This window comes from Parapedobacter koreensis, from assembly GCF_900109365.1.
Lineage (GTDB): Bacteria > Bacteroidota > Bacteroidia > Sphingobacteriales > Sphingobacteriaceae > Parapedobacter > Parapedobacter koreensis.
Genome location: NZ_FNZR01000003.1, coordinates 58,151 through 71,810, shown reverse-complemented (window position 1 = coordinate 71,810; position 13,660 = coordinate 58,151). Strand labels below are relative to the sequence as shown.

Genomic DNA, 13,660 nt, shown 5'->3' with positions numbered 1-13,660 from the left:
CTTAAGACACATTCAAAACGCATTATGAAACACCTCTTAACTATTGTACTCGCCTTTTCGATTGGCCTGTCTGCAATTGGACAGCCGAAAATGCCGACAGATTCGGTCATTGTCACCAAACACGAAACGACCATCAAAGGTCAAAACATCAGTTACACCGCTTACAAGGGCACCCAACCCGTGTGGGATGAAGACGGCAAAGCCATTGCCACCATTGACTACACTTACTATGAACGCGACGGTATCAGCGACCGTGCAACACGCCCTTTGGTTATTTCTTTCAATGGCGGCCCCGGATCGGCCTCTGTATGGATGCAAATTGCTTACACGGGCCCCACATTATTGGAAATCGATGATGAAGGCTATCCCATTCAGCCTTATGGTATCAAGAAAAACCCGTATTCCCTATTGGACGTGGCGGACATCGTATATGTCAATCCCGTCAATACCGGCTATTCCCGTATCCTTGATAAGGATGCAAAAAAATCCACGTTTTTCGGCGTAAATGCTGACATCAAGTATTTGGGTGAATGGTTAAATACGTTTGTAACCCGCCAAAATCGCTGGCCATCACCCAAGTACCTGATTGGCGAAAGCTATGGTACCACACGGGTATCCGGCTTGGCGCTTGAATTGCAAAGCAACCAATGGATGTACCTGAATGGCGTCATCCTGGTGTCGCCGACAGACTTAGGCATCGATCGCAGCGGCCCTGTGGAAGTTGCATTGCGGCTGCCTTACTTCGCGGCGACCGCGTGGTACCACAAGGTATTGCCAGCAGACCTCCAGCAGAAAGACCTCACCGATGTGCTGCCCCAAGTGGAGCAATACGCCGTCAATGAGCTGTTGCCTGCTTTGGTAAAAGGCGGTACGCTTACGCAAGCTGAAAAACAAGCCGTAGCTGGTAGGATGGCACATTACACCGGGTTGCCTGAAAAAGTGATTCTTCAAAACAACCTGGACATTTCGACATCGTTGTTCTGGAAAGAATTGCTGCGCGACAGTGGGTATACCGTAGGTCGGTTAGACTCCCGTTACCGCGGTATCGACCGCAAAGACGCAGGCGAGCGACCCGACTTCAACGCCGAACTCACTTCCTGGCTGCATTCGTTTACGCCTGCTATCAACTACTACATGCGCAACGAATTGAATTTCAAGACTGACGTAAAATACAACATGTTCGGCCCTGTACGTCCATGGGACAACAGCAACGACCATACTGGTGAAAACCTACGGCAGGCCATGGCACAAAACCCATACCTGCATTTGATGGTGCAATCCGGGTATTATGACGGTGCCTGTGATTACTTCAATGCCAAATACAACATGTGGCAAATGGATCCTTCCGGCAAATTGCAGGACCGCATGAGCTTTGTAGGGTACCGCAGCGGACACATGATGTACCTCCGCAAGGAAGACCTCCAAAAAGGAAATGAGGATATCCGTAATTTCATCAAGGCTAGTACGCCGGGAAAAGGCGTACCGGCTAAATACTAAATGTCCAACCAACGGTACTTTTATCGTCCAAAATGGAAAAGCCCTTCGAATAAAGGGCTTTTCCATTTGGCAGCATGTTCCAAATCAACATTTAATCCAACAATTCCCGGCAGCAGATTGTTAGCTGGCTATGGAAACCATCTTTTTCGGAAACACCCTGCAGTCCTACCTTATCGTTATTGCCACCATCCTCTTGGGCATATTGCTCATCCGGCTCTTCAAACGCGCCATACTGACTTGGCTCAAGCGGGTCGTAAACAGGACGGCATCCTCGTTTGATGACTTTCTGCTGCAAGGCGTCAGCAACGCTTTGTTGCCGCTTTTGTATTTCAGTGTTTTCTATTTTGCCCTCAAAAGCCTTGTCCTTCCTTTATGGCTTGACCGCGCATTGGACATTGCGAGCATGTTGGTATGGACATTCTTAATCACCCGGCTCGTCATCTTTGCAATCCGCTATTTTTTAAGGGATCACCTCCAGCGGCGGGGTCGCGGAGATGCAAGTTTTCAACAGGTAAAAGGCATTGCGCTTATCCTCTCGAGCTTGATTTGGATAATCGCTATACTTTTCTTTATCAGCAACCTTGGTTACAACGTGGCTACGTTGCTTACCGGCCTCGGCATAGGCGGTATTGCCATCGCACTAGCTACGCAGAATATCATTGCCGATTTATTCAACTACTTTGTGCTCTTTTTTGACCGTCCGTTTGAAGTGGGCGATTTTGTCGTGGTGGAAGATAAAAGCGGAACGGTGGAATCCATTGGCATCAAAACCACCCGAATCCGGGCGCTCACCGGCGAACAGTTGGTCTTTTCCAACACGGATCTCACCAACTCACGCCTGCATAATTTTAAACGATTGCAAAGGCGGCGCATCGTGTTTACCATCGGTGTCACCTATGACACGCCAAAAGACAAGCTGGTAAAAATTCCGCAGATCATACGCGACGCAATTACCAGCCAACCGGACACCCTCTTTGATCGGGCGCATTTTCTGTCTTACGGTGATTTCAGCTTGATTTTTGAGGTTGTCTATTTTGTATTAAGTGATGATTTCAACAAGTATATGGATATCAACCAAGCGATGAACTTGCATATTTACGAAGCGTTCAGGAATGCACGTATCCAATTTGCCTATCCGACACAAAGCCTGATCGTACGGAATCCGGCAGTTTCAAATGAATCAGGCGATGACGACACTAGCCGTTAATCGCCTGCCAAATCATGTCCTTAAGTTGTTGGATATTTTTGCCGGATACAGCTGAAATAAATACAAAAGGAATCCCTTTTGGAATTTCCTGCCGCATTTCCTGCTGGAGCTCATCGTCCAAGAGATCGGATTTGGTTACTGCCAATATGCGGGGTTTATCCTTTAATTCGGGATTGAAGGCTATCAGTTCATCCAGCAGTATCCGGTACTCTTCGGCTATCGATCGTTGGGTATCAGCAGGAACCATAAACAACAATACCGAATTGCGCTCAATATGCCGCAAAAAGCGATGGCCGAGCCCTTTTCCCTCGGATGCCCCTTCGATAATACCCGGTATATCGGCCATGACGAACGACTTGTTGTCGCGGTAGGAGACAATGCCCAGATTGGGCACCAAAGTGGTGAAGGGGTAGTCTGCTATCTCGGGTTTTGCGGCAGAGACCACGGAGAGCAACGTAGATTTGCCTGCATTCGGGAATCCCACCAAGCCAACATCTGCCAACACTTTCAATTCAAGGATCATCCACTCCTCTTTGCCCAATTCGCCCGGCTGTGCAAACCGTGGTGTTTGTTGCGTCGCGCTTTTGAAATGCCAGTTGCCCAAGCCACCGCGCCCGCCAGCGGTCAAGACCTTTGTCTCTCCATCTTCCGTGATATCAAATAAGATCTCATCGGTATCGGCATGGCGGGCTATTGTGCCCAGCGGCACTTCCAGCACTTCGTCCTTTCCATTTGCCCCATGTCGCAATGCACTGCCCCCGGGCTCACCATCTTCAGCGATGACGTGTTTGCGGTATTTCAGGTGAAGCAACGTCCAAAGTTGTGCATTCCCCTTGAGGATAATATGCCCGCCCCTGCCGCCGTCACCGCCATCGGGGCCACCCTTAGCCGTAAACTTATCCCGGTGCAAATGGGTAGATCCCGCCCCACCCCGACCGGAACGGCAGCATATTTTTACATAGTCAACGAAGTTCGAACCCTGTGGCACTTTTTTTTATAGCATGCGGAGACGCCGTTCTAAACGGGCAACCCGTCAACAATCCCTTTGATTTCCTCAAAAATGGCTTCGATCTCACCGATGCCATTGACCTTGGTCAGCTTGCCCTGCTGCTCGTAATAAGGCAGCACATGGATGGTCTTGCTGAAATATTCCACGATACGCTTTTTCAATTTTTCACTATCGTCATCGGCACGGTTGCTAATGGCTTTGCGCTTAGCGATACGCGCGGTCAATTCCTCCTCCGTGACATCAAGTGCAATGACGCCTGCAATTGCCGTTTCTTTGGATTCCAGGAAACGATCCAACGCTTCAGCTTGGGCAACGGTACGTGGAAAGCCATCAAAAATAAAACCTTTTGCTTCGGGATTCTTGTCGATTTCTTCCTCCAGCATCGCAATGGTAATGGAATCCGGAACCAACTCGCCGTCGGCAATCAGCTTACTTACCCGCTGTCCCAATTCCGTTTGGCTGCTGATATGTGCCCTGAACAGGTCGCCAGTTGAAATGTGCACCAATTGATAGTAATCAATAAGCTTCTCCGATTGGGTACCCTTCCCCGCCCCGGGGGGGCCAAACAAAACAAGGTTTAGCATATACGTATATCTGTAAAAAATAATAGCCTAACCGGCATATTGATTAGGCTATATAAGTGAAACATGTGCGCTTGAAGGGAGTCGAACCCCTAACCTCCTGATCCGTAGTCAGGTGCTCTATCCAATTAAGCTACAAGCGCATTCCCGAATCGGTCTGCAAAGATAGAAATCTGATCGATATAACCGAAATAATTTTGGAAAAATCACAAGATAAGCCTGTCGGATTGCATTATTGCGCTGATTTCATTACTTTTAAAAATTAAAACTTATCTACGCACCGGTTTGTTACAGCATATATGGAATATAACAAAAGCCTAATCAAAAGAAAACGAATCCGCATTGGAGACATCAGCATCAGCTATTTATCGAGAGACGTAGCCCAACCACACAAGACCATCGTATTCGTTCATGGATTCCCTTTCAACAAGAACATGTGGATACCCCAGCTGGAGGCACTGCCCGCCAACACCGTCGGCATTGCTGTAGACGTGCGTGGCCATGGCAACAGCACCATGGGCCATGGTTTCTTCAGTGTGGATGTTTTTGCGAGAGACTTATTGGTGTTCCTCCGGAAACTGAGCATCACCCAAACCGTGCTATGCGGCGTATCCATGGGCGGATATATTGCGCTGCGTGCTTACCAAATCCAGCCGGAGATCTTTTCCGGCCTGATATTGAGCGACACCAACTCACTGGCGGATGATAATGCTGCTAAGCTCAAACGGTTCGACAGCATCCAGTCCGTACTGAAGAATGGCAAACGGGCATTTTCCATCGGCTTTGTCAATAATGTGTTTTCACCTAAGAGCCTTGCCGAAAACCAGGAGGCTGTAGATCTCATCAAAAGCTGCATACGCCGCAATACGGAGACCAGCATCTGTGCCACCTTATTAGCCCTGGCATCCCGCACGGATACTACCGACAGTTTAAGCGGGATATCTATCCCCGCGTTGGTTATCCGGGGTACGGAAGACAAAATATCCACGAAAGAACAGGCTGAGATTTTAGCGTCCCATATACCGGATGTACAATACGTAGAAATCCCGGAATGCGGGCACCTGCCCAACCTGGAAGATCCCGAACACTTTAATGCGGCAATGAACAACTTCCTGAATCGTATCAAGCCATTGTAAAAATCCACTCCGCCGATTGCATTATTGCATGCTATAGGGTTATTTTGCTGCGCTGTCTCTTATTGACACGAAGCATGAAAAAAATCATTACGCGCATGTTGCTAGCCCTGGTCATTATCCTTACGGTTTTTGCCGTCGTTATTGCCTTATTTATCCGACAGCCTCCATTCGGCAAGACCCCTACGGGCGATCGCTTGGAACGCATGAAAAATTCACCCAACTTCAAAAACGGGAGTTTTCAAAATCTTGAAGAGACACCCAGTTTAGCGGAAGGCGCCAATATGCTTACCGTCATGTGGAGCTTTTTAGTTGATAAAACGCCAAGGCAAATCCCCACAGACAGCATCCCTCATGCGCAGACCGATCTTCAGGCAATCGACCCACAGGCGGATGTGCTGGTGTGGTTTGGTCACTCATCATATTTCCTGCAAACCGATGGCAAACGGTTCTTGGTCGACCCCGTATTCAACGGTAATGCCTCGCCCGTGTCGTTCACGACGAAGAGTTTTCCGGGTACCACCAGCTACCATGCCGAAGATATGCCCGGCATTGACTACCTCATCATCACGCACGACCATTGGGATCACCTCGACTACAATACCGTCAAAAAACTTGAACCGAAAGTCGACTACGTGATTTGCCCCTTGGGCGTCGGTGCCCACCTTGAATATTGGGGCTATCCGGCTGCGAAAATCACAGAACTTGATTGGCACGAACTGACACCATTGGCCGACGGGTTTACGCTACGGGCCACCCCGGCACGGCATTTCTCCGGCCGTGGGTTCAAGCGCAACGGTACGCTTTGGGCTTCCTTCGTACTTAATACGCCGTCGCAACGCATATTTATCGGCGGTGATAGCGGTTATGGCAAACACTTTGAAACAATAGGCAACCAATATGGGCCGTTTGACCTGGCTATCCTGGAAGACGGGCAATACAACCCCTATTGGATATATATACACATGCTGCCTGACCAAGTAGTGCTTGCCGCGAAAGATTTGGGTACAAAGCGCCTATTGCCCGTGCATAATTCCAAATTTTCGTTGGCCATGCATGCCTGGGATGACCCTTTGATTCGTATATCTGAAACGAGCAAAAAAGACCATATGCCGCTGTTGACACCGTTAATCGGCCAGCCGGTATACCTTAAAGACAGCACACAGGTATTTACTCGCTGGTGGGAAGGAGTAGATTAAGCTGGCAACACAGCGGTTATAGCACCTCACATTCGAACCCTTGGTCGCGAAATAACGACACTACTTCCGTATCGATATTTGTCGCCGATTCCATCCTGAACACGCGATCGCAATCCCAAAGGTCAAAACTAAACCGGCAGCCGCCGGGAAATCGCAACGCCAGCGTTTCCAATATGGACTGTGCCTGCCATTCCTCAGCCACATTTGTCCGATATACCGTAATCAATAATTTGCCATCCAATGAAGGCTGCATATAAACACTTTTCATCCCGATATGGTAGACCATTAGCGTATCTAATTTCGACAGATGCGAAAATGAAAAACGGGAAATGAAAACACCCCATGCAAAACGGATTAAAAACCCGCCAAAAAACATAACATACTGATTACCTAAAAAATAAATATTTTTCATTAGGCAATGTCAGCCCAAAGAATTATTTTTGGGCAACAAACATGCTGGCATTAATTTCCGTGGAACATGGATCTTTACCAACACTCCCCCTTGGCAAACGTTCAACATATCGGCCTCGAAAACCCTGGCGATATCGCCGCCACCATCCACCTGTCACATGATGGATTGGGCGTGTTCTCAGCCAGCAGCCAACGATACCAGCACGCTTGGGTAACGGATTGCCAGACAGAGCCGATACTGACCATGTATTTTTCCATAGTAGGCATCTGCCAAGCCAAGGAAAAACATTGCCCGAAAGTATACGAACTTCAGCACAACCATCATATCCTCAGCTTCTCGCCGTATTTTGAAGGGATGTATTCCGTAAAAGGCGAACGTATAGACACCTTCGGCGTAAGCATGACCGAACACCACTTCAAACGGTTGATGGTCAATGAACTCGATTGCCTTCAGCGATTCTGGGAAAAAGTAAGCCGCATGGAAGAGGCCGATATTTCGCCGATCCCACTGCCCATAACGCCGCAGCAAAAAATATTGATCCATGAACTCCAGCATTGTGCGTATACGGGTGAAATGAAAAAGTTGTTCTACGAATCCAAAATCGCTGAACTTTTCCTAGCCCAGGCATTGCAGGCAGAGACATTCAACAGCATTAGCGTACAAAACCTGTCATCGCCCGACAGGGCACGTCTACACGCAGCCAGGGCATTCATTGATAAAAACATGCTTGAACCGTTAAACATGCGGAAAATATGCCAGGAAACAGGACTCAATGATTTCAAGCTGAAAAAAGGGTTCAAGGAACTTTTCGGCACTACGGTATTCGAATATTTCACGAAACTCCGGATGGAATACGCACGTAAATTGTTGCTTGACACGGCGTATAGCGTACATGAAGTGGCCTATACCCTGGGATACGGTGAACCCTATAACTTTACCAAGGCATTCAAAAAACACTTCGGCTATTTGCCCAGCAAGCTTAAAGCGTAAAAAATCCGTACATTCGCTTTTATAAATCCTATTGCACATGGACAAAGCCAATTGGATCCCGGCACGCAGGACTACCACCATTGCAGCAGCCGGGGTTTTCGTCATCGCAGCCATCACCTTTTTTGTTTGGAAGCACCATCAACCGGCCATCGTGAATGCCGGCAATGCAGCCTTCGCTGAATATATCGAAGGATATACCACGGGCGTGGTTTCCCGTGAAAGTGCGATACGCGTGCGCCTTGCAGCCCAAGTAAATACATTCCAGCAGACCAACCAGGAAGAAAGCCGCCAGCTCATTGCCATCAGCCCCACGGTAAAAGGCAAGCTCTACTGGATAGATGCCCGTACCCTGGAGTTCAGGCCCGATGGCCCGCTCAAACCGGGAGCGGAATACCGCGTAAGCTTCGGCCTTGGCAAGGTAGCCGAAGTCCGTGCTGAGTTGCAGACCTTTGTCTTTGATTTTAAAGTCATCGACCCTTCGTATAGCCTTGAAACGGACGGACTGAAAGCACAGACCACCGGTGCGCTGGATCGCATGAAGTTTACTGGAACTATCTATTTTGCCGATACCGAACAGCCCGAAGCTATCGAAAAGATGCTGACGGCCACATATAGTGGCAAACCCATAGGCATTAAGTGGGCGCATAATGGTGCAGGTCGTGTCTCGGCATTCACCGTTGATTCCATCCCCCGCGGTAAGCAGCCTGCTAAGCTTACGCTGCAATGGGACGGCGCTCCCATCGGTTCCAAAAAGAAGGATAGCCGGGATGTTGAAGTGCCGGAAATCGGAGCATTTAAGGTGCTCGATATCCGAGCAGTACATGAGCCGGAACAATACGTGCTGGTGCAGTTTTCGGATCCACTATTGGTAGCCCAACAGCTCAACGGCTTGATTGGCGTCAGTGGCATCGGTGACGCGCGTTACACCATTGACGGCAGCGAGGTGAAGGTATATGCTACAGACAGGCTGGAGGGAGACTACGCCGTAGTTATAAACGAAGGCGTGGAAAACATCGATACCAAAAAAATCACCGCTACGTATTCCGCCAATGTGACCTTCGAAAACAGGCTGCCATCCGTCAACATTCCCGGCAAGGGCACCATCCTACCCGGATCAGGCAAGCTTACCATACCCTTCGAGGCGGTCAACCTGCGCGCCGTGGATGTGACCATCGTAAAAATCTATGAAAACAATGTGCCTCAATATTTTCAGAATACGTATGATAGCAAATACGAGCTTCGTCGTGTAGCTAAGCCCGTCGTGCAGAAAACCATCGCACTGGATACCGACAAAGGCCTCAACCTACGGCGCAAAAACCGCTTTTCACTGGACATTGACCAGTTGCTGAAAGCCGAACCCGGCGCTATCTACCGCATCTTGGTTGGCTTCCGCCATAGCTATTCCATATATCCCTGTGGTGATACCGGGGCGACGGAAGATACCCGGGGCGACGCGGACCAATACAGTTACTACTATGCCGACAATATCGATGAAGACGACGAATTCTGGTCGCGGTACAACAGCTACTACCCTTATGACTATGACTGGAACGAACGCAATAACCCATGCCACCCGTCATACTATACCACCGAACGGTGGGCCAGCCGCGATATGTTGGCTTCCAACATTGGGCTTATTGCCAAGCGTGGTAATGACAACAGCATGACCGTCATTGCCACCAGCATCCTCACCGCCCAGCCCATGGAAGGTGTAGAAGTGAAACTGCTGGATTACCAGCAGCAGGTCATCCAGACCGGCACGACTAATGGCGAGGGATTCGTCGAAATCGATGCCTCTCGCAAACCTTTCATGCTCATTGCCACCAAAAGTGAGGAACGCGGCTACCTCAAGCTCGATGATGGCGCTACGCTTCCCCTGGGACGTTTTGACGTAGGTGGCGATATTGTACAAAAAGGCATCAAAGGGTTCATTTATGGCGAACGCGGCGTCTGGCGTCCCGGAGACTCCCTTTTCATCGGGTTTATCATGGAAAACCAATCAGCCAACCTCCCCGAGGGCCACCCCGTCACATTTGAATTGTACAATCCCAAGGGGCAATTGAGCCGACGCTTGGTGGAGTCCAAGCATACCAATGGCTTTTATGCCTTCAAGACACAGACGGAATCCACCGCACCGACAGGCAATTGGCTGGCCAAGGTGAGTGTCGGCGGCGCTGTGTTCCAGAAAACGCTGAAAATAGAGACAGTCATGCCCAATCGCCTGCGCATTGCGCTTGACTTTGGTGCGCACAAGGTACTGCGCAAAGGTAGCAGCACGCCCATACAGCTCGCTGCCCAATGGCTCTTCGGTGCCGATGTACAAAATCTCGACGCCCGTGTAGAGGCCGTCGTGTCTCCGGTGACCACCGTTTTCCCGAACTACCGACAGTACACGTTTGACGACCCGACACGCAACTTCACGACCGAAAGCGAGGTGCTCTTCGACGGCACGTTGGATGGACAGGGACGGGCGTCCTTCCCTGCTGACATCACGGCTACCAACGAAGCCCCTGGCATGCTTCGGGCCAGTTTTACTACGCGTGTATTCGAGCCGGGAGGCAATTTCAGTATTGACAATGTGAGCATGCCGTACAGCCCATATGAAAGCTATGTGGGACTGCGTACGCCACAGGGCAACCGCCTGTCGGGCATGCTGCTCACCGACGAGAATCATGAAGTGGAAATCGTAGACGTGGATGCCAACGGCAAGAAAATTACTGGCACACGCCGCGTGCAGCTGGAGTTTTACAAAATTCGCTGGCGATGGTGGTGGAACCAGGAAGAAGAATACTTGGGCAACTTCACGCAAGACCAATACAACCAATTGCTCAAGAAGGAAACCATTACGCTCAACAATGGCCGTGGCAAATGGAATATCCGCGTGAATTACCCCGATTGGGGGCGCTACCTGATACGCATCGTCGACCTCGCCAGCGGCCATGCCTCGGGGAAGACGTTGTATATCGACTGGCCCGGATGGGCACAGCGCGAGCAACAAAACAACCCTACCGAAGCAGCCATGCTATCGTTTACGGCAGACAAGGAATCCTACCGCATGGGTGAAGAAATCACACTGACCATCCCTTCCTCCGCCGATGGCAGAGGCCTCATCAGCATCGAAAATGGTAGCCGTGTGCTCCAAAGCAAATGGATAGCCACCGAGCAGGGACAGACCACCTATACATTCAAAGCAACAGCAGAAATGGCCCCAAATGTATTCGTCAACGTCACGCTGCTGCAACCGCACGCGCAAACAGCCAATGACCTTCCCATACGCATGTACGGAGTGATACCGCTGCACGTTGAAAACCCGCAAACCATCCTCAAGCCGGCAATAACGATGGCTGAAACCTTGCGCCCAGAAACGAAATCCAGCATCACCATTTCTGAAACGTCAGGCAAGGCCATGACCTATACCATCGCCTTAGTGGATGAAGGGTTGTTGGATCTGACCCGCTTCAAGACACCTGATCCGCACGCCAGCTTCTATGCCCGCGAAGCGCTTGGCGTCAAATCGTGGGATCTATTTGACCAAGTACTTGGCGCATGGGGAGGCGATCTTGAACGTATCCTCAGCATCGGAGGCGACGGTGAAATCGACCGCAACGTAAATCCCGCCAAGGCCAATCGTTTTCAACCCGTAGTCAAATTCCTCGGACCCTTTACGCTGCGCAAAGGTGAGAAAAACACACATGCCTTTACGCTACCCCAATATGTTGGCTCCGTCCGCGCGATGGTTGTTGCTGGTCAAGATGGCGCTTACGGATTCGCCGAAAAGGCTGTGGCCGTCAAAAAACCGCTGATGCTACTGGCTACCTTGCCACGGGTAGTTGGCCCGGGGGAAACCTTCAAACTGCCACTCACCGTCTTTGCCATGGAAAACCACATCAAGCAGGTAAATCTTGAGGCAACGGCCTCCGGTGGACTATCCGTGCAACAAGGGAAACAAACGCTCACGTTCGCCCAGCAGGGCGAACAGATGGCTTACGCAACAGTCACCGCTGGAAATCGTACCGGCATAGGCAACGTGAGGGTCGTAGCCAAAAGTGGCAATGAAACTGCCGTATATGAAGTGGAAATCGACATCCGCAATCCCAATCCCTTCATTACTTCCATAGACAAGGCCGAAATCAATACTGGTGCCTCGTGGCAGCAAGACATCCGGCCGCTCGGGCCGGGCAACCGCAACAGTGCGATGGTGGAAGTATCGTCCCTACCGCCCATCAACCTGAGCAAGCGGCTCAATTACCTCATCCGCTATCCGTACGGATGCGTGGAGCAGGTCACCTCAAGCGTCTTCCCCCAGCTGATGCTCAATCGGATCGTGGCACTAAACGAAGCAGACAAGGCTGCCATCGATCGCAATATAAAAGCTGGCATCAATCGGCTGCGCAACTACCAGTTGTCCAACGGCGGATTGGGTTACTGGCCCGGTGCCAACGAGGCCGATGAGTGGAGCACCAACTATGCCGGTCATTTCCTGCTGGAAGCGCAGGCGAAAGGCTTCGTGTTGCCAACGGGCTTTCTTGATGGATGGTTGCGCTACCAACGCGGCATGGCACAAAACTGGACACCCGACCAATACAATTGGCGCGGCGGTGACTTGGTGCAAGCCTACCGGCTGTACGTGATGGCACTGGCCAAGGCGCCCGAGCTGGGCGCAATGAACCGGCTGAAAGAATCCCAGCACCTGTCCGATGAAGCGGCGTGGCGCCTTGCGGCCGCCTATCAATTGGCTGGCCAGGGCATTGCAGCCAACCAATTGGTGAGGAACCGGCCCATTGACGGAAAACCCTACGAGCAAGCCGGCCACACCTTTGGCTCGGCTTTGCGCGACCGTGCGATGATATTGGAGGCATTGGAATTGATGGGACGGCGCGAGGAAGCCGAACGTGTATTACGCGCCGTCGCCGCCGGATTAGGGGATGACAGTTGGTACAGTACACAAACTACCGCCTATGCTCTGCTGGCCATCGGTAAATTTGGTGGCAATACCCAGGACAAAGCTGCTTTTGCGTATGTGCTCAACGGCAACTCGACTAACGTGGCAATGGATACCTATCTACACCGCATCACCCTAGCTGGGGCAAACCCCAGCAATCAGCTGCGCATCCAAAACAACGGTGGCAGCAAACTGTATATCCGCGTTGTACGCGAAGGTCAATTGCCCGCAGGCGATAACCCACCCGTGACCAACAATCCCAATCTGCTGGCGATGAACGTGCGTTATACCAACGGCAAGGGCGAAGCCATCAATCCCGTAAAACTTGCACAAGGCACGGATTTCATCGCCGAAGTAACCATCAAAAACACCGGGAATATGGGTACATACGAGCACATGGCGCTTGCGCAGATCTTCCCATCGGGCTGGGAAATCATCAACACGCGGCTGAGCGATACCGAGTCGGCCTTACATTCATCGCCTGCCACCTACAAGGATATCCGTGACGACCGTGTGCTTACCCATTTCAATGTCAGGCCACAGGAGACGCTGACCTTTCGGGTGTTACTCAATGCCTCCTATGTCGGAAAGTATTTCATGCCAGCGGTAAGCGCCGAAGCGATGTATGACAACCGGATACAGGCTGTCATCCCCGGAAACTGGGTGGAAGTGGTGGGGAATTGAGTTGGA

9 protein-coding genes and 1 tRNA gene are annotated in these 13,660 nt (G+C 50.7%); 6 read left to right on the top strand and 4 right to left on the bottom strand.

Annotation, left to right across the window (positions count from 1 at the left end; all coding sequences use genetic code 11):
- Positions 1-24: 24 nt before the first annotated feature.
- Both BMW65_RS07980 and BMW65_RS07975 read left to right on the top strand, forming a co-directional pair.
- Positions 25-1,497, top strand: a complete 1,473-nt coding sequence (locus tag BMW65_RS07980; RefSeq protein ID WP_090604403.1) for a S10 family peptidase — start codon at positions 25-27, stop codon at positions 1,495-1,497.
- 130 nt (positions 1,498-1,627) lie between these two features.
- Positions 1,628-2,704, top strand: coding sequence for a mechanosensitive ion channel family protein (locus BMW65_RS07975; protein WP_090604401.1), 1,077 nt, complete (start codon positions 1,628-1,630; stop codon positions 2,702-2,704).
- On the opposite strand, the gene obgE is transcribed toward BMW65_RS07975, so the two are convergent.
- The 3 genes from obgE to BMW65_RS07960 all read right to left on the bottom strand — a co-directional run bounded on the left by obgE (position 2,694) and on the right by BMW65_RS07960 (position 4,437).
- Entirely contained in the window at positions 2,694-3,692 is a 999-nt protein-coding gene (gene obgE / locus BMW65_RS07970) for a GTPase ObgE (protein WP_090604399.1), read from the bottom strand. The genes BMW65_RS07975 and obgE overlap by 11 nt on opposite strands.
- Before the next feature lie 29 nt (positions 3,693-3,721).
- Complete coding sequence (locus BMW65_RS07965) at positions 3,722-4,297, bottom strand: adenylate kinase (RefSeq protein WP_090604397.1); 576 nt, start codon at positions 4,295-4,297, stop codon at positions 3,722-3,724.
- A 66-nt stretch (positions 4,298-4,363) separates the two neighbouring features.
- Positions 4,364-4,437, bottom strand: a tRNA-Arg gene (locus tag BMW65_RS07960).
- 156 nt (positions 4,438-4,593) lie between these two features.
- Here BMW65_RS07960 and BMW65_RS07955 point away from each other — a divergent pair.
- Both BMW65_RS07955 and BMW65_RS07950 read left to right on the top strand, forming a co-directional pair.
- On the top strand, positions 4,594-5,430 hold the full coding sequence (locus BMW65_RS07955; protein ID WP_090604395.1) for an alpha/beta fold hydrolase: 837 nt from the start codon (positions 4,594-4,596) through the stop codon (positions 5,428-5,430).
- 74 nt (positions 5,431-5,504) lie between these two features.
- Positions 5,505-6,626 carry an MBL fold metallo-hydrolase gene (locus BMW65_RS07950; RefSeq protein WP_090604393.1) on the top strand — a complete coding sequence of 374 codons (1,122 nt, stop codon included), beginning with the start codon at positions 5,505-5,507 and terminating at the stop codon, positions 6,624-6,626.
- A 16-nt stretch (positions 6,627-6,642) separates the two neighbouring features.
- Here BMW65_RS07950 and BMW65_RS23870 read toward each other — a convergent pair whose 3' ends face one another.
- On the bottom strand, positions 6,643-6,894 hold the full coding sequence (locus BMW65_RS23870; RefSeq protein ID WP_143053839.1) for a hypothetical protein: 252 nt from the start codon (positions 6,892-6,894) through the stop codon (positions 6,643-6,645).
- 210 nt (positions 6,895-7,104) lie between these two features.
- Between BMW65_RS23870 and BMW65_RS07940 the strand changes: the two genes are divergently transcribed.
- Positions 7,105-8,028 carry a helix-turn-helix transcriptional regulator gene (locus tag BMW65_RS07940; protein WP_090604388.1) on the top strand — a complete coding sequence of 308 codons (924 nt, stop codon included), beginning with the start codon at positions 7,105-7,107 and terminating at the stop codon, positions 8,026-8,028.
- 37 nt (positions 8,029-8,065) lie between these two features.
- A complete protein-coding gene (locus BMW65_RS07935) occupies positions 8,066-13,654 on the top strand; it encodes an alpha-2-macroglobulin family protein (protein WP_090604386.1) in 5,589 nt (1,862 codons plus the stop codon).
- The last annotated feature ends 6 nt before the right edge of the window (positions 13,655-13,660 follow it).

Bases quoted from the DNA above. Each gene is read 5' to 3' on its own strand.
- BMW65_RS07980 (WP_090604403.1), top strand. From the start codon at position 25: ATGAAACACCTCTTAACTATTGTACTCGCCTTTTCGATTGGCCTGTCT.
- BMW65_RS07975 (WP_090604401.1), top strand. From the start codon at position 1,628: ATGGAAACCATCTTTTTCGGAAACACCCTGCAGTCCTACCTTATCGTT.
- BMW65_RS07965 (WP_090604397.1), bottom strand. From the start codon at position 4,297: ATGCTAAACCTTGTTTTGTTTGGCCCCCCCGGGGCGGGGAAGGGTACC.
- BMW65_RS07955 (WP_090604395.1), top strand. From the start codon at position 4,594: ATGGAATATAACAAAAGCCTAATCAAAAGAAAACGAATCCGCATTGGA.
- BMW65_RS07950 (WP_090604393.1), top strand. From the start codon at position 5,505: ATGAAAAAAATCATTACGCGCATGTTGCTAGCCCTGGTCATTATCCTT.
- BMW65_RS23870 (WP_143053839.1), bottom strand. From the start codon at position 6,894: ATGAAAAGTGTTTATATGCAGCCTTCATTGGATGGCAAATTATTGATT.
- BMW65_RS07940 (WP_090604388.1), top strand. From the start codon at position 7,105: ATGGATCTTTACCAACACTCCCCCTTGGCAAACGTTCAACATATCGGC.
- BMW65_RS07935 (WP_090604386.1), top strand. From the start codon at position 8,066: ATGGACAAAGCCAATTGGATCCCGGCACGCAGGACTACCACCATTGCA.